The sequence below is a fragment of the Staphylococcus sp. MB377 genome, assembly GCF_001922505.1.
Taxonomy (GTDB): domain Bacteria; phylum Bacillota; class Bacilli; order Staphylococcales; family Staphylococcaceae; genus Staphylococcus; species Staphylococcus haemolyticus.
The window spans coordinates 1-20156 of sequence record NZ_MAON01000010.1; the positions used below are offsets into that span (position 1 = coordinate 1).

Below are 20156 nucleotides of genomic sequence, written 5' to 3' on the forward strand. Positions count from 1 at the left end.
ACCTCTAATAGACCGCTTTATAATAAATATAAAAGTTATTGGAAACTATTTCTTAAACCTTTTGAAACGCTAGAAGCATTTAATTATCATAAAGTCCATTTATTTAAAGAGTGGAAAACCGAAAAAGGCATTATAAATTACTTATTAGGTGTAGATGTTGAATTATTTAATACATATCACTACGTTCATGAGCTAAGAAGATTATTAAAAGAAAATCAAATAGAGAAATTTAGTCATAAACTCTTTTCTATTCATCTTTCAGATGTGTGTCCTAAATTACGCCCAGTCATTAGAACTTTAAGACGCTTAGCAGCTTTCATTGAAAATACTATGACATATTCTAACCTGACCAATGGTCCGTTAGAAGGAATTAATAATAAAATCAAACTCATTAAAAGGGTATCTTTTGGTTATAGAAATTATGATAATTTGCGTAATCGAATTATTATAACTTCGCGACTATTTGCCTCAACAACAAAAAAAGAGATTAAACAACCTAAGGTTGCTTAATCTCAATATTTGGACTCATCAGTCCGATTTGACGTAGAGCCCAAAGTTACGCTTTGTCAGCAGTTTTCAACGTAACATAATAATACATTATGATAGTCGGTACTTCAGTCTACTAGAATAAGCCTACTGCATGGCCGTCTTCTGTAACGTCCATATTTAATGCAGCTGGTTTTTTAGGTAATCCAGGCATAGTCATGATTGCACCAGTTAATGCAACAATAAATCCTGCACCTGTTTTAGCCTCTAATTCTCTAATAGTAATATCAAAATCAGTTGGAGCACCTAAAGCAGTTGCATCATCACTGAATGAATATTGAGTTTTAGCCATACAGATTGGATATTGACCCCAACCATTGTCAGTAAATTCTTTTAGTTGTTTTTTAGCTTTTTTACTAAATGTAACTGAAGAACCACCATAGATATCTTTAACGATTGTTTCAATTTTTTCTTCTAATGATTGATCTAAATCATATAAGAATTTGAAATCATTTGGTTGTTCAATAACTTCAAGTACTTGGTTAGCTAATTCAACGCCACCTTTACCGCCTTTTTCCCATACTTCAGTTAAAGCGATTCTAACGTTATTTTCTTTAGCCCAAGCTTTTACTACTTCAGTTTCAGCATCTGTATCATGAATAAATGCATTTAATGCGATAACTGGTTCAACACCAAATTTACGGATGTTGTTAACATGACGTTCTAAGTTAACAATACCAGCTTTAACTGCTTCAACATTTTCTTCTTTTAAGTCATCTTTAGCTACGCCACCATGCATTTTAAGGGCACGAACTGTTGCAACTAATACTACTGCTGAAGGTTCAAAGCCAGCTTCTCTAGCTTTAATGTCGATGAATTTTTCAGCACCAAGGTCTGAACCGAATCCTGCTTCTGTTACAACGATGTCTGCAAGATCACGTGCTGTTTCAGTAGCTAAAATTGAGTTACAACCATGTGCAATGTTAGCGAATGGTCCACCATGAACTAATGCTGGTGTACCTTCAATAGTTTGAACTAAGTTAGGTTTAATAGCATCTTTAAGAATCATAGCTAATGCGCCTTCAACTTTTAAGTCTGCAACTGTAACTGGTTTACGATCACGAGTGTAACCAATAGTAATACGGCTAATTTTTTCTTTTAAGTCATTAATATTACGAGCTAAACATAAGATTGCCATTACTTCTGAGGCAACTGTAATATTGAAACCATCTTCACGAGGTACACCATTAGTAGGTCCACCTAAACCAACATTTACATGACGTAATGCACGGTCGTTCATGTCTAATACACGTTTCCATTCAACACGACGTACATCAATGCCTAATTCATTACCTTGATGGATGTGGTTATCGATAAATGCAGATAAAGCATTATTTGCAGTAGTAATCGCGTGGAAGTCACCATTGAAGTGTAAGTTAATATCTTCCATTGGTAATACTTGCGCATAACCTCCACCAGTTGCCCCACCTTTAATACCAAATGTAGGTCCTAATGCTGGTTCACGTAAAGCTACCATTACATTTTTCTTTAATTCGTTGAACGCATCAGATAATCCAACAGTAACTGTAGATTTACCTTCACCGGCTGGTGTTGGACTCATTGCAGTTACTAAAACGACTTTCCCTTTGTTGTCTTTTGGTTTGATTTGATTGATATCAATCTTAGCTTTATAGTGACCATATTGTTCTAAAGCGTCTGCTGGGATTCCAGCTTTTTCAGCGATTTCTCCAATAGGTTTTAGTTCTGATTGATTAGCAATATCTAAATCTGATAAATGTGCCAACTTATTTCAACCCCTTGTTATTTATAATTTGATTTATGTAAGAATACCTCAAATCAGTTGCTTAAGGTTTCTTTTAATCTTACATATTAATAATAACTAACAATGTAAGCGATGTCGAATTTTTGAGAGCGTTTCCAATGATTTGTGTAAAATTTAACTTAATTTTATGATAAATCTGCTAATTTAAATAAATTTATTTTATAAATCTAAAAATTTAAAGTAAAAATACATCATAATATGAATTCAAAAACCTTTATTTCGACTTAGGTCAACTATAAACATTATAAAAGCTAGGACCAATAATTGTCCTAGCTTAGTTACATTCATTAAAGTTTAATCTTCCATCGTACTTAAATCGCCTGCATCTAAATTAAGCTCCCAAGCTTTTAACACACGTCTCATAATTTTACCAGAGCGTGTTTTAGGTAATTTATCTTTAAACTCTATTTCTCTTGGTGCTGCATGACCTGATAGCCCCTCTTTAACAAATTTACGAATATCTGCTTTTAGCTCATCTGAAGGTTCATAGCCTTGGCGTAATGAAATAAAGGCTTTGATAATTTCGCCTCTGACAGGATCTGGTTTACCGATAACACCCGCTTCAGCTACTGCTTCATGCTCAACTAATTTCGATTCTACTTCAAATGGACCTACACGCTCACCAGCAGTCATAATTACGTCATCAACACGGCCTTGGAACCAGAAATAACCCTCTTCATCTTGATATGCTGAATCACCTGAAACGTACCAATCTCCAATAAAATAAGAATTATATTTTTCAGGGTTTTTCCAAATTGAATACATCATAGATGGCCAACCCTTTTTAATAGCTAAATTCCCCATTCTGTTCGGTGGTAATACATTACCTGAGTCATCTATAATAGCAGCCTCTATTCCCGGTAATGGTTTACCCATTGAACCTAATTTAACGTCAACTGCAGGATAATTCACAATCATATGACCCCCTGTTTCTGTCATCCACCATGTATCTAATACACGTTTATCATATACATCTTTAGACCATTTAATAACTTCAGGGTTAAGTGGCTCACCAACAGATAAAATTGATCGTAATGATGACAAATCATATTTTTCTACTACATCATCACCTGCGCTCATTAACATTCTTAATGCTGTAGGCGCAGTATACCAAATTGTTACTTTAAATGTTTCAATCATGCTATACCATTGTTCAGGAGAGAATCGACCACCCGCTATGCAATTTGTAACACCATTTAACCAAGGTGCAAACACACCATAAGATGTACCTGTAACCCAACCAGGATCAGCTGTACACCAGTAAATGTCACCTTCTTTTAAATCTAATACATATTTACCTGAAATATAATGAAGTAACATTGCTTTTTGAACGTGTAATACCCCTTTAGGTTGACCAGTAGAACCTGATGTGTAGTGTAAGATTAAACCATCATCTTCTTTTAACCACTCAATATCAAATTCTTCATTTGCTTGATTCAATTCTTTATTGAAATCAACATATTGTTCATCAACTTCATCGTCAACAACTACTATTGTTTCTAAGTGAGGTAATTTATCCTTAGGAATTCTGCCTAGTAAACTATTTGTAGTAACAATGACTTTTGCTTCACTATTTTCTAATCTATCAGTTACCGCTTTTTCCATAAAAGCTTCAAATAATGGACCAACGATAGCACCAATTTTTAGAATACCAAGAAAGGCAAAATATAGTTCAGGCGTTCTTGGCATAAAGATAAATACGCGATCCCCTTTTTGAACATTCGCTTTATCTACTAAAACGTTGGCAGCCTTATTTGATAGCACTTTTAATTCTTTAAAACTATATTGTTCTTTACGTTTTTCATCTCTATAATTAAGTGCAATTTTATCGCCTTTACCATTATCAACATGACGATCAATACACTCGTAAGCCATGTTTATTTTTCCTGTTTCATTCCATGAGAAAGCTTTTTTCACTTCATCCCAATCAAAGTCCTGATATGTCTTTTCATAATCTTGTAAATTATAATTACCTTGCTCGCTTTCAAATACTTCTACTTTCATTATAAAATCCCCCTCATTTAATGAAATCGCTTTCTTTAAAAAGTATTATACATTACTTTTTGTGTTATTCAAAATTTTTAGATAATTATTACAATTTAATTTGTTTATTTTTCTAAATAAATATAAAATAACTATAATAGTAGTTCGTATTGGGAGTGAGATGAATGAAACACATTAAAACAAACGTAACCAAGCACCTAACAATTACCAATAAGCATTTCATTATTGAAGGCCCTGTTTCATGTAATTATTTGAAAACGCTTTCTTTCGATGAGTCGTTAAATGCCTTTAGACCGGCAAAAGATCAATTTGACGCTTTGAAAGAAATTACGCAATTACCTGAAGGTCGTATATATATTGCTCGAGAAAACAAACATGTCATAGGGTATGTAACATATCACTATCCCGATGAATTTGAAAGATGGGCTGAAGGACAACTACCCTATTTAATTGAGTTAGGTGCTATAGAAGTGCATAGTGATTTTAGACAGTTTCATATAGGTGGTGAGCTTATTTCATTAAGTCTTTCTCAAGATGAGTTTGAAGACTATATTGTTTTGACAACTGAGTATTATTGGCATTGGGATTTGAAATCAGCTAAATTAGATGTTTTTGAATATAAAAAAATGATGCAAAAATTAATGTCTAAAGGTGGATTAGAAGTATTTGCTACTGATGATCCAGAAATTACCAGTCATCCAGCTAATTGTTTAATGGCGAGAATTGGTAACAGAATTACATTAGACCAGCAACAGTCTTTTGATGATTTACGTTATAAGAATCGATTTTTATTTTAAGATTTCTGTTAAAAATTTAAGGGGTATGATATTTATGCAAAATAATTTAAAAACGGGTTATGTCTATTCAGATGAACTATTAAAATATCGTTTTAATGATAACCACCCTTTTAATCAAATGCGATTAAAATTAACTACAGAATTACTCCAAATGATGAAATTGTTGAAGGTTGATCAAATCATTAATCCTAGAATAGCTACTGAAGAGGAATTGGCTTTAATTCATAAATATGATTATATACAAGCAATTAAACATGCGTCTCATGGAATTTTAAGTCCATCGGAGGCTAATAAATATGGATTAAATACAGATGATACATTCCAATTTCAACATATGCACAAGCATAGCGCAAGGATTGTTGGTGGTGCACTTAATTTGGCAGATGAAATAATGAATGAAAATATATTAAATGGTTGTCACTTAGGTGGCGGATTACATCATAGTTTACCTGGACGTGCCAATGGATTTTGCATTTATAATGATGTTGCCATTACAGCAAAATATCTTGCTACTAAATATAAGCAACGTGTGATGGTCATTGATACAGATGCGCATCATGGTGATGGGACTCAATGGAGCCTTTATACTGATAATACGATCATGTGTTATTCCATCCATGAAACAGGGAAATTTTTATTTCCAGGTTCAGGACATTACACTGAACGTGGCGAAGATTTGGGTTATGGTTATACAGTAAATTTACCGTTAGAACCTTATACTGAACATGATAATTATTTAAAAGTCTTTAAAGAATCCGTGACAAGTGTTATTAAGGCTTATAAACCTGATATCCTACTTAGTGTACATGGTGTGGATATTCATTACTTAGATCCTTTAACACACATGAGTTGTTCATTAGAAACTTTATACGAAATTCCATATATAATTAATAAATTAGCGCACAAATATACAGATGGAAAAGTTTTAATGTTTGGTGGTGGAGGTTATAATATTTGGCAAGTAGTCCCAAGAGCGTGGAGCCATATATTTTTAGCATTAATTAATAAACCCATTCAAGAAGGACCTTTACCAGAACAATGGATTAAAAAATGGCGTGCGTACTCACCAGTAAACCTACCTAAACATTGGACAGAAGATTATCGCGACTATCAAACAATACCCAGATCATATGAAATCTCACAGAAAAACAACGAACGAGCAAGTAGAATCGTTCATTGGTATACACACTAAGGGAGCGGTATGATGATTTAATTTTAAAATCATCATACCGCTCCCTTAAAACAATTATAATTGGAAAGTTTATAACATATCTTCTCAGTTTGTCAGTTGATATGTGTTAAAATTGTAACTATTAATAATAAATTATTTTTTTACTACTAGTCTTTGGTTGTACCTCTATACTCAATACGGTGAGGTAAAATAACATTAGGTTCTTCAATTTCTTCTTCGTTCATATATTTTGTTAATAGACGCATGCCTACAGCACCGATATCATATAATGGTTGAATAACACTAGATAGTTTTGGTCTTACCATCTCTACTAATCGTGTATTGTTGAAACTAACAATTTGTAAATCTTCTGGTACTCTAATACCAGCATCTAATGCACTATGCATAATACCTATTGCCTGTTCATCACTTATTGATAAAATAGCATCAGGTAAATCCCCTTTCAAATCCTCGAATACTTTAATACCGTCTTTATAACTTTCAGATCCAGAGAATTGCACAGTTTCATTTAATTTTAATTGATGACGATCCACTACTTCTTTAAGACCATTAAATACATCTTCTTGAGCTTTTTTAGAGTAATCACCGCTTACTAATGCAAATTCTTTAGCACCTGATTGAATTAGCTGCCCAGTAATTTCCATTGCTGCAGTTTTGAAATCAATATTAACAGAAGCGATATTGTCATCTTTTCCATTCGTACCTGATACGACGACTGGAACAGATGATTGATTAATTAAATCTTTAATTTCATCAGAAATCGTTCCACCTAAAAAGATAATACCATCCACTTGTTTACTTAATAAATTATTAAATATTTCTTTTTCTTTTTCAGAATCATTATCTGAGTTAGAAATTATAGAATGATATTTGTACATTGTTGCTATATCCTCAATACCACGAGCTAATTGAGAATAATAGATATTGGATATGTCAGGAATGATAACGCCTACTGTTGTTGTTCGTTTACTAGCTAGTCCTCTTGCAACAGCGTTTGGTCGATAATTTAATCTTTTGATTACCTCATTAACTTTTTTTCTAGTTTCAGGTTTAACATTTTGATTACCATTCACTACTCGTGAAACGGTTGCCATAGATACTCGGGCCTCTCTAGCAACATCATATATAGTTACTGTCATAACTTCCTCCTTGTAAGCGTTTTATTTGTTATTATAACGTGTTTTCATTTCATTTTCAAAGTTTACCACAAAATCGCTTTCATTCAAACCTATTGTTAATAATTTCACATTTATGTCAAATTTTATATTATTTTAATTACAAAGAGTGATTTGCCATATTATTCAATAAAAATGAAATCGTTGATTAATAAATAGAATAGCTAAAGTTTGACAATTTAAAGAGCTATTCATTATTACCAGAATTAGTATTATAAAACATACTTATAATTCAGTAAAACGAATAGCTCATGTATATCAATTATCTAATTAAGTGAACTTATTATTTTAATTTTTTTGAATTATATAATTCAGCTAATGGTTTCAATTCATTGTAAAATTGATCAAATTCATTTAAATCCATTTGTTGACCACTATCACTTAGTGCAACAGATGGGTCTGGATGAACTTCTGCCATTACACCATCTGCGCCAACAGCTAAAGCAGCTTTTGCAGTTGGTAACATAATATCTTTGCGTCCTGTGCTATGCGTTACATCTACCATTACAGGTAAATGCGTTCCTTGTTTTAAAATTGGAACAGCAGATATATCTAGAGTATTACGTGTTGCTTTTTCATAAGTACGGATACCACGTTCACACAGGATAATATTTTTATTTCCTTGTGAAGCAATATACTCGGCTGCAAAGGTAAATTCCTCTATAGTCGCAGACAATCCTCTTTTTAATAGGATAGGTTTATCAGTTCTGCCAGCTTCTTTCAGTAATTCAAAGTTTTGCATGTTACGCGCGCCAATTTGAAATACATCTAGGTATTCATCAGCAACTTCAAAATCAGCAGGATTTACAATTTCACTAACAACATTAAGACCGAATTTATCTTTAACATTTTTTAAAATTTTAAGCCCTTCAACGCCTAAACCTTGGAAATCATAAGGCGATGTACGAGGTTTAAATGCGCCACCACGAATGAATTTCTCACCCCTAGCTTGCAAATCTTTTGCGACTGCATCTACCTGTTCTTGAGATTCTACAGAACAAGGTCCAAATACAAATGATTTATTCCCATCGCCAATAATGCCACCGTTGTCAAATTTAACAATTGTATCTTCAGGTTTTAATTTACGTGATACATAAAGATGTTTTTCATTCTCAGATTTTTGCAAGTCAGTTGACGCTTTGAAGATTTCTTTGAATAATTGCTTAATAACATTATCATTAAAAGGTCCTTGGTTACGATCCATTAATTCATTAATCATTTCCTTTTCGCGCTGTGGATCATAAACTTTTGTGCCCTGTTTTATTTTTTCTTCACCAATCTTTTGAGCTAACTCACCACGTTTAGATAATAATTCTAAAATTTGATTATTAATCGAAACAATTTCTTCTCTGTATTGTTCTAATTTCGTTGACATTACTACTCACCTCAATAAAAGTTACTTAATTAATTATATTACTTTAAAGCGATAAAATAATATTAGTTAGATAATATTCTAACAATTTAAAAATAATAGTTCAACCTTAGAAGTCTAAAAATTTTCTAAAATTTATGAATTATCTAATTACTATTGTGGAATTTTTAATTAATCATTTTCGATATAAAAAATGGAGCGAATCAAAAATCTAATATATATAGATTTCTGAATCCGCTCCATTTAATGAATGAATAATAACTTAATCAATAAGTTAAAGTTTCATTAATCATTAAAAGTACGTTTATCTATTTTACTTTTAGCTTTTTCAACTCTTTGTTGTTGTTTAGGTGTTTTATTTTTAACTTTTGGTTCGTTTTGTGATTGCTTGCTATTCCCTTTTGATTTTTCATTGTTTGATTTTGTATCGTGTGTGATAACACCATTTTCAAATTTAGAAGTAGCGTGAGCTTGATTATTTTTTACTTGGTCTTCATTGGTGTTAATTGTTTTGTCTTCTTTTGTAACTAAATTAGGAACAGTATAAATACCTTTTGATTTAGCAACAGAAGGCTCTTCTAATAAATTTTTTGTTTTATTGGCTACGTTTGAGTCATTATCTAATTTACTTTTTTTTGTTTTAGCAGCTGATGCTAGATTTTTCGCAGTAACATTTTTATTATGGCTAGCATCATCCTTAATTGAAGGATCTGATAAATTATTATTTGATGATTCAACTTTTACTGCATTTTGTTGTGCTGTTAATTCAGTAGCACTAACCTCTTTAGTTTCATTTTCTTCTTTCTCTGTTTCAGCTTTAGCTTCTTGTATTTCTTGTGCTTGAGGTGATTGGTCTGATAAATCATCTGACGTTTCAACTTTGATTGCATTTTGTTGTGCAGCTAATTCTGTAGCACTAATTTCTTTTGATTTTGAATCTTTTTTAGCTTCAGCTTTAGCATCTTGTATTTCTTGCGCTTGTGGTGATTGATCTGCTAAATTATTCGACGTTTCAGCTTTGATTGCATTTTGTTGTGCAGCTAATTCTGTAGCACTAATTTCTTTTGATTTTGAATCTTTTTTAGCTTCAGCTTTAGCATCTTGTATTTCTTGTGCTTGTGGTGATTGATCTGCTAAATTATTCGACGTTTCAGCTTTGATTGCATTTTGTTGAGCTACAAGTTCATCATTGCTAACTTCTGAATTGTCTCTGTTTTTAAAGTCATCAATTTTTTGTTTAACATTTTCGATATTACTTTCAGTTTGTTGCTTAATATTTTGGTAACGATTTCTCAATTCTTTTTCTTTAGTCTTCGCACTATCAATTTTTTCTTCAGCTTTATTTTTATAAAATAACCCAACAGCTGAACCGATTAAAGCACCTGTAATAAAACTAATTACAAAGTCCTTACGTGAAGGATGAGAACTGAACTTGTTGTGACTATATTGAGAATTTGATACATCATAATTATTAGAATTTTGATTTTCACCTTGTCCGTGTAAATCTTTACCAGTGTTGTTAGTCACAAACTCGTCTCTATTATAATGTTCTGTATTTGAACCTTGTCTAGATTTACCATTTTTTTGGTTTGGTCCATTATCATGTAAATCATGACCAAAATTATTTTTTTCAAATTCATCTCTGTTGTAATGTTTTGTCGCATTTGACTGTGTAGCACTATCTTGTTGATTAGCACCTTTTCCGTGTAAATCATTACCAGAATTTGTAACTTCAAATGCGTCACGATTATATTTCTTGCTCATATTAACTCCTCCTATAAGAAAAGCACTTAAATAAGTAAAAACCTCATTTAAGTGCATTTGATTGAATCATATTAAAAGTTTTTCTCAACGTTAGTAGTGTAATTTTCGTTAGAATGATTTACATCATTACCTACAGATGTGTTTCTGTAGTTTGCACTTCCTCTACGGTAGTGTCTATTTTGCCATTTGTCAGCAATTTCCATTGCAACATTTGACCATTGAACTACTTGAGAAATTTTATCTTCATTTTGAGAAATATTATGTGTAATTGAGTTAGTTACACGATCAACTGAACCATTTAAGTTTTGAACTGAATCACCGATGCCTTTAACACCATCGACAACAGAGTTTAAACGTTCAACTTTTCCTTGAATATCTTCAGTTAAGCGATTAGCTTTGTGAAGTAAATCAGTTGTTTCACGAGTAATACCTTGAACTTGGCCTTCAACACCATCAAGTGTTTTAGCAACGTGATCTAAATTCTTTTTAACTGAAATTAAAACAACAACGATTCCAATACATAATACTAAGAATGCAATCGCAGCGATAATTCCAGCAATTGGTAAAATCCAATCCATTAAAAACGCCTCCTAATTACCATTTACTTTTAAATAAAAGCTATTAATTATAAATACCCAACATAATTATATATAAACATATTAAAATTCATTTGTCATGCCGACATGTTCTTCATATGCACGTTGTAACTTTTGAATGTCACCTGCACCCATGAATAAGATGACTGCATTATCAAATTGATCTAATACGTCAATATTATTTTCTTCAATAAGCGCAGATCCGTCAATACGATTTATCAAATCTTGAATCGTTAAATCGCCAGTATTTTCACGAATGGAACCAAATATTTCACATAAATAAACATGGTCCGCTTTACTTAATGATGTTGCAAATTCATCTAAGAAGGCTTGTGTTCTTGAGAAAGTATGTGGTTGGAAAACTGCCACAATATCTTTATTTGGATATTTTTTACGTGCTGTTTCAATTGTAGCACTAATTTCTCTTGGATGGTGAGCATAATCGTCTACTAATACTTGATTAGAAACATTTGTTTCATTAAAACGACGTTTTACACCACCAAATGTTTCAAATGCTTCTTTAATGTTGTTAACGTCCATCTTTTCTAGGTAACTAATTGCGATAACAGCTAATGCATTTTGGATATTATGATCACCGTACTGAGGTGATAAAAATTGATCATAATATTCACCATTAACATAAACATCAAATTGAGTGCCTTTATCCGTGATTTGAATGTTATCTGCGTAAATATCATCATTTTTATTTAATCCATAGTAATAAATTGGAACATTGGCTTTAAGTTGTCTTAGATGATCATCGTCACCCCAAGCAATAATTGCTTTTTTGACATTGTGCGCCATGCTTTGGAAAGCACTTGCTACATCATCAATATCTTTGAAGTAATCAGGATGATCAAAGTCAATATTTGTCATAATTGCATAATCTGGATGATAACTTAGGAAATGTCGACGATATTCACATGCTTCAAATGCAAAATAATCGCTCGCAGGTAATCCCATACCAGTTCCATCACCAATCAAGAATGATGTTTTTTTATCACCATTCATAACATGTGATAATAAACCAGTTGTTGATGTTTTTCCGTGAGCACCAGTAACTGCAACAGATGTATATTGATCAATTACGTGACCTAAGAAGTCATGATAGCGAATAACATCTAATTTTAAATCATGCGCTTTAACAATTTCTTCATGAGTATCTGGAAACGCATTACCTTGTATTACTACCATCCCTTTTTCAATATTATCTGCATTGAATGGTAGTATTTTAATTCCTTTATTTTTCAATGCTACTTCTGTAAATACATATTTTTCAATATCAGACCCTTGCACCTCATGACCAAGATCATGCATGATCTGTGCTAACGAACTCATTCCAGCGCCTTTAATACCAACAAAATGATAATGCGTCATATACATAAAACTCCTTTAAATTAATCTTTCTTTAAATCTGCTTCAGTAATGAATACATCTCTAGGTTTAGAACCATTTGCACCTGAAATATAATCTAATTGTTCAAGTTGGTCTACAATTCGAGCTGCACGGTTATAACCAATTTGGAAATGTCTTTGAATTAATGAAGTAGATATATGTCCTTCTTTAACCATAAATTCACACACATCATCAAATAATTCATCTTGAGCTTGTGTTTGATTCTTTTTAAGTAATTCCTTCTCTTCGAATAAATAGTCAGGTTCTCTTTGATCTTTAATGAAATCAACTACATCATCAATCTCATCATCCGAAACAAAAGTACCTTGGACACGAATTGGTTTATTCATTCCGCTACCTAAATAAAGCATATCCCCATATCCTAACAAGCGTTCTGCACCGCCACTATCTAAAATCGTTCTTGAGTCAACGCTTGAAGATACCATAAATGCAATACGTGTAGGTATGTTAGCTTTTATTAAACCAGTGATGACATTCACAGAAGGTCGTTGTGTTGCAACTAACATGTGTATACCACATGCACGAGCCTTTTGAGCTATTCGAGCAATTGATTGTTCTACTTCTTGAGGTGCCATCATCATTAAATCAGCTAACTCATCAATAACAATAACAATTTTTGGCATTCTTTGCTCATATGGTGCTTTTTTATTGAAAGCAGTAATATTTCTTACGTGGAATTGCGCAAATAATTTGTAACGTTTTTCCATTTCATCTACTGCCCATTTTAAACTTTGTGTAGCTGCCTTTACATCAGTAATAACTGGTGAAACTAGATGTGGTAAATCGTTATATGGTGCAAGTTCTACCATCTTAGGGTCAATAAGTAATAATCTTAATTCTTCAGGATGATTTTTATAAAGTAATGACATTAAAATACTATTGATACACACAGATTTACCTGAACCAGTCGCCCCTGCAATTAATGCGTGAGGTGTTTTAGCTATGTCCATCAATAATGGTTCATTATTGATTCGATTACCCATTGCTACTGTTAATTTAGACTCGGCATTTTTAAATTTTGGACTCTCTAAAATAGATTTTAAATTGACTTTCGTAGGATTTAAATTCGGTACTTCAATACCAACTAAACTTGTTCCAGGAATTGGTGCTTCAATTCGAATATCTTTAGCAGCTAGAGCCATTTTAATATCATCTTGTAAAGCTGTAATTCTTGAAACTTTGACACCCTTTTCTACCGCCAATTCAAAACGAGTTACACTTGGTCCTTCTGTAACATTTTGAACTTCAGCAGGTACATTAAAATAATAAAAAGCGTCATTTAATTCTTGTTTTTTCTCTTCAATCCATGATTCATCTATTTCATGTTCTTCATGATCTTCTAATAGATCAAAGCTTGGCAACTTAATATTAGGTCCTCTTCTTATAGGAGCCTTATGATTAGCGTCATTTCCATCTTTATAATTCTTTTTTGAAGTATCATCGGAATAATCCTCTTTAGAAACAAACTCATTAATATCTTGTTTATTATCATTTTGATTATTTGAATTTTGAACTTTTCCAAATTGATTTCCTTTAGGTATATCATTGTTTTGACTATTATCAACATCTTGATGTTCATTTTCTCTTGTGTTTTCGTCATTAATAAAATTGTCTTTTTCAACTGAATGTTCGGAACTTTCATTGTATTCAAGAGATGCCAAATTAAAATCAGATGATTCGTCAGAATTTAATTGTGATTCATTTAAATGATTGTCGAATTCTGCATTCATTTTCTCATCTTGTGCTTCTTTTTTTGTTTCAGGTTTTAATTCAGGCACATTAACTTTGTTTCTTGAAACTGAATTTTTTTTAGCATCCATTATACGCTTCTTATCAGAAGGTGTCATTACAACATTAAATGGTTTACTACCAGGCTTGATTAACATTTTTTGAGGTATTTTATTAGTTTTATTAGATGATGGTTCAGGTTTTTTATCTTCACTTAAACTATCTTTTTCAAGATGTTCTGAATCATCTGTTGTATTAGACGTTAATAATACATCTTCGTTATTAAAAGACTCATTTTGTATATCTTCTGTTTGTGATAACTTTTGATTTTCTTTATTCGTATCTTGTGCCAATCTTTCATCATTTTCTTCATCTTCATTAGTTGCATATTCTATATCTGAAGAAACAGCATTTCGAACAGCATTATTGATATTATTTTCAGATGGATTTTGTTGATCTTCAGAGTTATTCACTTCATCATTAAATGATAAATCATTCGTTTTATCTTGCATAAGTGATTCTGATTCATTAATCTCTCTATAATTAGCATCGTCTATTTTTTCATCATTGTTTTCAGCAGTTGATTTATTACTAATACCTTCATTTTCTCCATCATCCATGACTTGATCATGTAAATCATCATCATGAAGCATTTCTTCATGACTATTGGTGTCCTCTAAGTATTCATCAAATTTTTCATTTGAATAACTTTCCACTTTATTATTGTTAATTTTTAATGATTGTTCTTCTAATACATCTTTAACTTGTACATCATCCTGACTAACTTGTTGGACGCTAGAAACTTGATTTAAATCAATTTCTTCATAATTGTAGGGTTCATGAGATTCATTTGAAACTTCTTTTTGATTATCAACATTACCACTATTAGTTTGTTCATCAGTTTGATTTTGAACTAGCCCATTGTGCTCATCTGCTAATGATTTGTTATTACTATAATAACTATGCTTGCTTTCATCGATTTCATCTTCATTCGATTTATTGCTTACATTGTCACCTTGATTAAGTGAACTTTCACCAGTATATTGTTCTGCTTGCTTAGCATACATTTCATCGATTGCTCTTTGTATACTATCTTCTTCATCAGTTTGTTGTCGTTTATTTTGTAAGGCTTCTTTAAATTTACGCTTTTGTTGAACTTTACGCTCTCTTTCTTTTCTAATTTCCTCTACAATCTGAGATGCATAAATATTTTCAATATTCACCGTGTTATCACGTTTTGAATAATTTGGAGTACGCTCATTATAATTAGAGGTATTAGAACTTGATTCTATTGTCGATTCATTTTCATTGTTAATTGATGAATCTATTTGTGAGGAACGTTTAGTATCTTCCTTATTTGAATTGTCTGCTATACCATGATTACTTTCATGGGAAACATGTTCAACTGTGCTTGAACTATATTTTGTTGTAGACTCTTTTGAATCTTCATCATCTTTAACAGGTGGTATTACACCATTTTCGATGGGTCTACGCTTTTTAGTTCCAAAAATAGCAGATGGTACTTTCGATGTTTTAAAACTTGAACGGTGATATATAGGTTCAGAACTTAAATGATAGTTTGATTTAAATCTTTCTGATTGTAACTTAACTCTAGATTGGTGATTAGAATTAAGTTTTGAATAATTTGAAACATTGGTACTAGAGTAATTGTTTTGATGTTTGTTAAAGCGTTGTGTATCACGTGTATCAGTATATTTATTTAATGACTTAGGCCTTCTTGATTTAATAGAAGGTATACCAGTATCATCTTGATTTATATGATTTCTTCTACGTCGTCTTCTTGAATCTTCTGAACTATCATACTTAGCATAATTATTAGATTGATTTGTATGACCATCGTAATCAAATGAATCATATGAACTATGGACATTAGTAGAATGTGGTCTATAACTATATATATCATCATTACTGTCACGATAAATTGCTTCTTCATAATTCTCGTCTTGACCCACATCGATAGGGAAACGAAACTTACCTCTTGGACGATCATATATATCGTTGTTTTCAGGAAGTAATGAATCATCTTTATTTTGAGTTAGATCGCCATTGCGACGTTTACTTTTGCGTCTGAGCAATTCTTCATCAGAATTCTCTTTATTACTAAATAAATCATCAAACCAACTCATAAATTCACTTCCTTCCTATATTAATCGAAAAATGCTTGACCAATTTCATAGTCATTACTTAATACCATTATACCTTTTTCTTGAGGTGCATTTGGTAAATTTAATTCTTTCATAGAACAAATCATTCCACTGGAAGCTACACCACGTAATTCAGCATCTTTAATAAACATACCACTTGGCATTACTGCTCCTACTTTTGCGACAACCACCTTTTGGCCTGCCTCAACATTTGGTGCACCACATACGATTTGTAAATGCTCATTACCAACATTTACTTTTAAAACACTTAATTTATCAGCATCTGGGTGTTTTTCTTTAGTTTCAACATATCCAACTACAAACTTAGGAGATAGATCTGCATTTAATTGGTAGTCTAATCCTGATTTATTTATGGCTTTCTGAAGCGCATCCACTAGTTCAGAAGTTAATTTAATATGTCCGTTTCCACTTATTTTGTTATATCTTGAAAATTCAAATATATTGAAACCGACTATTGTTCCTTCTTTACTAATTTCAACAATATCGCCTTGTTTTTTAAATTCAAACGGTCCATCAGTAGGTTCTATTTGTAGAAAAGCTACATCCCCTACTCCATCTTTATTGTAAAATAAATTCATTTGAAATCTCCTCTATATCAATTAATTTTTATTGTTAAATCTTTTACGATTTGCTTCTAATCGTTGAATAATATTTGGATCTCGCTTTTGTTTATTATTTTTACCCAAAATGAATATAGGTTCAAAATGTCCTTTTTCATAACCAAATGATAATGATGTGATTGGAACTAATCCCTTAGTGAAGAATTCCATTGTCAAATGAGCCATCACATCATAACCAGTTTTATTACGTATATCAGCAATAATTAAGACATCTTGATGTGGAACAGCTACTAACATTTCACCTTGACACTGTTGATAGATATCATCTAAAAATTTCGTATTCAAGATACGACTAGCATCGTACCCATCATTTGAATTTACAAAATAGAAAATGTTTCCTTTAACTTCATCTGTTTTATATTCATTTTTGAGTTTACGTATGTTGAATAATGACATTTCTTTAACTTGTTGTTCAGTTAAACCAAGTGACTCCAACATACTTTCATCAATTAGTCGGTAAGATTTACCTAAATCAAGTGCGTAATAAATATTGGTTTCAGCTGTATGCTTTTCAATGATAAAACGATGTCCTTCTTTTGTTTTTTTATCAAAGCTTGTAGCACGTATGACAGGCATAATCTGGATGTTAGTCATTTTTTCAATGCTTTCATCATCCATTTGAGCGATTGCTTCTTCGACATAATAAACAATTTCATCTATTATTTTCTCTTTTTGGACTTCATATTTAGCGACAATAGCGTTTAACTTGATTGTTACACCTTTATAATTGTCTTGTCTATATATACGTAATGTTTCCTCTTCGCGATCAAATTTAAAATCAACATTTAGATGCGCTAAACGTTGTTTTAATTTATCTCTTATTTGAAAAACATTCATGTTTAACACTCCTATATTCACACCTTATGCTATTTTACAATAAATTTGTAGTCAATTACAGAAAAAATAAGTTAGAGTTTAAATTCTTCTATTTTTTAAATTACTTTTTAATTAAACATATTTACTCAAGAATTCATCAATTTGTTCAATAGATTTTCGTTCTTTTCCAATATAACTACCTACTAATTCATCATTTTTATACACTAAAAAGCTTGGGATACCCATAATATCATTTTTAATAGCTAAATCTATAAATTCATCTCTATCAACTGAAACAAAATTAAAATGTTTATACTTCTCTTCTAATCGAGGTAAATCAGGTTCAATAATACGACAGTCAGGGCACCAACCTGCTGTAAATTCAAATACTGTGTTTTCTTTCTTAAGTGAATTAAATTGAGATTCAGATTCTAATTTTATCATTTAATCTACTCCTTATCTTGGAATTGTAATTTGTTAATTTGTTCTATATTTAAATTTAATATAACTTGTTCAAGTAGCTGTCTTGCAGAATAGTAATCTCTAATATCAAAAACTGCATTCGTACTATGAATATATCTAGCACAAACACCAATTACTGCAGTTGGAATACCAATATTAGCTTTGTGTATTTCTCCACCATCTGTACCGCCCGGAGATATGTAGTATTGATATTTTATATGATTGTCTTCAGCTAACTTAATTAGATAATCTCTAAATTCTGGTTGTAGAATCATAGTGCCGTCTTTAATACGGATTAATGTTCCACCTCCTAATTCACCTGATAATTGATTTACACCTTTAATATCATTCGCAGGTGAACAATCTACAACCAAAGCAACGTCAGGCTGAATTAATTCAGCAGCTGGCTTAGCACCACGTAATCCTACTTCTTCTTGAACGTTAGCACCAACATATAAATCGACATCCAATTCTACATCACTCAACAATTCTAGTATTTCAATTGCAATGACACAACCATATCGATTATCCCATGCTTTTGCACTATATCGATATTCAGATAACTGCGTCAATTCAGTATTTGGAACTATTGTATCTCCTATTTGAATACCTAATTCCCTTACTTCTTTATCAGAACTTGCACCTATATCTAACAATAAATCTTTGATTTCAGGTACCGCTTCATTTCCAGTTCTAAAGTGTTTAGGTATATTAGAAACAATCCCTACAATAATGTCTCCTTTTCTGTTTTTAACTTGAAGGCGTTGACCCTGCCATATATCATTTGCTACTCCTCCAAGATTGGTAAACTGTAACATACCATTTGTTGTTATATTTGTAATCATAAATCCAATCTCATCCATATGTGCAGCTATCATTACCCTCTTGGCATTAGCTTTTTTAGATTTTTTGACTCCATAGAAACCACCCATATGATTTACAATAAATTCATCAACATATGGTGCCATTTCTTTTTTCATATAATTTCGTACGTCTTCTTCAAAACCTGGCGCACCATGTAATTCACTTAAAGCTTTAATTCGCTCTAATGTTTTTTTCTTGTCCATCTTAACTAACACACTCCTTAAATGTATTATATCATTTTGAATATGGTACACTAATGATAAGAACTATTAATAGAGAGGTAAAGATTATGACACGTCAAACTTACAAATACATCTCAATTTCAGTTGCTTTACTTACAAGTGTTGCTACTATTATATTTATCTATTTTCTTAGAGAAAATAATAAAATCCAAAATCCTAGTAATGTTCTGAAAGAAGCCAAATCTTATTTTATGAATATTAAAGGTTCATTTATTCTTCATGAGCCGTATGTAGATGACAATTTATATCCAAACAGATTAATCTTTCAAGGTGGCATAACTCAAAGTAAGAATAATCAGCAAGTTGAATATATATTTTATGCGGATGCTAAATCGGGAGAAATCATTAATATTATAGAATTATAATAAAGTAAATGGTAAGAGGAGTTGGAATTAAAGGCTCTATAATAAATTGGACTGATGACTAAAAATCATCAGTCCAATTTTTATGTTTGAATACAAAAATGGCGCAATTACCTCTATAATTATTAGCTACCAAACAAAATAAAAAAGAAAGGTAATGCGCCTATGTGTAAGTCTATATTAAATACATTAAGAATTAAAGATAAAAATCTAAATTTTTCAGATGAAGTG

At 31.6% G+C, this 20156-nt stretch carries 15 protein-coding genes and 1 pseudogene; 4 read left to right on the forward strand and 12 right to left on the reverse strand.

What is annotated here, in order from left to right; all coding sequences use genetic code 11:
• The coding region (locus tag BB045_RS01955; RefSeq protein ID WP_142236918.1) for a transposase at positions 1 to 510 on the forward strand (510 nt) is incomplete at its 5' end.
• 112 nt (positions 511 to 622) lie between these two features.
• Here the strand turns inward: BB045_RS01955 and BB045_RS01960 are convergent.
• Together BB045_RS01960 and acsA are read right to left on the reverse strand one after the other, a co-directional pair.
• Positions 623 to 2290, reverse strand: coding sequence for a formate--tetrahydrofolate ligase (locus BB045_RS01960; protein ID WP_070443002.1), 1668 nt, complete (start codon positions 2288 to 2290; stop codon positions 623 to 625).
• Positions 2291 to 2623: 333 nt separating this feature from the next.
• Entirely contained in the window at positions 2624 to 4333 is a 1710-nt protein-coding gene (gene acsA / locus BB045_RS01965) for an acetate--CoA ligase (protein ID WP_070443003.1), read from the reverse strand.
• A gap of 164 nt (positions 4334 to 4497) precedes the next feature.
• On the opposite strand from acsA, the gene BB045_RS01970 reads away from it, so the two are divergent.
• Positions 4498 to 5130 (forward strand): GNAT family N-acetyltransferase, encoded by a 633-nt coding sequence (locus BB045_RS01970; protein ID WP_053025144.1) that lies wholly within the window; start codon positions 4498 to 4500, stop codon positions 5128 to 5130.
• A gap of 34 nt (positions 5131 to 5164) precedes the next feature.
• Complete coding sequence (locus BB045_RS01975; RefSeq protein ID WP_053025145.1) at positions 5165 to 6322, forward strand: acetoin utilization protein AcuC; 1158 nt, start codon at positions 5165 to 5167, stop codon at positions 6320 to 6322.
• 146 nt (positions 6323 to 6468) lie between these two features.
• Here BB045_RS01975 and ccpA read toward each other — a convergent pair whose 3' ends face one another.
• The 10 genes and pseudogenes from ccpA to BB045_RS02025 all read right to left on the reverse strand — a co-directional run bounded on the left by ccpA (position 6469) and on the right by BB045_RS02025 (position 19524).
• Complete coding sequence (gene ccpA / locus BB045_RS01980; protein ID WP_070860936.1) at positions 6469 to 7461, reverse strand: catabolite control protein A; 993 nt, start codon at positions 7459 to 7461, stop codon at positions 6469 to 6471.
• Between the two features lie 319 nt (positions 7462 to 7780).
• A complete protein-coding gene (locus tag BB045_RS01985) occupies positions 7781 to 8872 on the reverse strand; it encodes a bifunctional 3-deoxy-7-phosphoheptulonate synthase/chorismate mutase (RefSeq protein ID WP_053025147.1) in 1092 nt (363 codons plus the stop codon).
• Between the two features lie 282 nt (positions 8873 to 9154).
• Entirely contained in the window at positions 9155 to 10633 is a 1479-nt protein-coding gene (locus BB045_RS01990; RefSeq protein ID WP_245151290.1) for a Maebl, read from the reverse strand.
• A 71-nt stretch (positions 10634 to 10704) separates the two neighbouring features.
• Positions 10705 to 11211 carry a DUF948 domain-containing protein gene (locus tag BB045_RS01995; protein ID WP_053025148.1) on the reverse strand — a complete coding sequence of 169 codons (507 nt, stop codon included), beginning with the start codon at positions 11209 to 11211 and terminating at the stop codon, positions 10705 to 10707.
• An 81-nt stretch (positions 11212 to 11292) separates the two neighbouring features.
• On the reverse strand, positions 11293 to 12606 hold the full coding sequence (gene murC, locus BB045_RS02000; RefSeq protein WP_070860935.1) for a UDP-N-acetylmuramate--L-alanine ligase: 1314 nt from the start codon (positions 12604 to 12606) through the stop codon (positions 11293 to 11295).
• A 20-nt stretch (positions 12607 to 12626) separates the two neighbouring features.
• Positions 12627 to 14516: pseudogene (locus tag BB045_RS12570) on the reverse strand (DNA translocase FtsK); the annotation flags it as partial.
• A 2024-nt stretch (positions 14517 to 16540) separates the two neighbouring features.
• The gene (gene ytpR / locus BB045_RS02010; protein ID WP_075140440.1) at positions 16541 to 17137 is read right to left on the reverse strand and encodes a YtpR family tRNA-binding protein; all 597 of its coding nucleotides are present in this window, start codon (positions 17135 to 17137) and stop codon (positions 16541 to 16543) included.
• Between the two features lie 21 nt (positions 17138 to 17158).
• Positions 17159 to 18016: a DUF1444 domain-containing protein gene (locus BB045_RS02015; RefSeq protein WP_053025152.1), complete on the reverse strand. Its 858-nt coding sequence runs from the start codon at positions 18014 to 18016 to the stop codon at positions 17159 to 17161.
• A 111-nt stretch (positions 18017 to 18127) separates the two neighbouring features.
• Positions 18128 to 18439 (reverse strand): thioredoxin family protein, encoded by a 312-nt coding sequence (locus BB045_RS02020; protein ID WP_053025153.1) that lies wholly within the window; start codon positions 18437 to 18439, stop codon positions 18128 to 18130.
• Positions 18440 to 18444: 5 nt separating this feature from the next.
• Positions 18445 to 19524: a M42 family metallopeptidase gene (locus tag BB045_RS02025; RefSeq protein WP_070440096.1), complete on the reverse strand. Its 1080-nt coding sequence runs from the start codon at positions 19522 to 19524 to the stop codon at positions 18445 to 18447.
• Between the two features lie 86 nt (positions 19525 to 19610).
• On the opposite strand from BB045_RS02025, the gene BB045_RS02030 reads away from it, so the two are divergent.
• On the forward strand, positions 19611 to 19928 hold the full coding sequence (locus BB045_RS02030) for a hypothetical protein (RefSeq protein ID WP_053025155.1): 318 nt from the start codon (positions 19611 to 19613) through the stop codon (positions 19926 to 19928).
• The last annotated feature ends 228 nt before the right edge of the window (positions 19929 to 20156 follow it).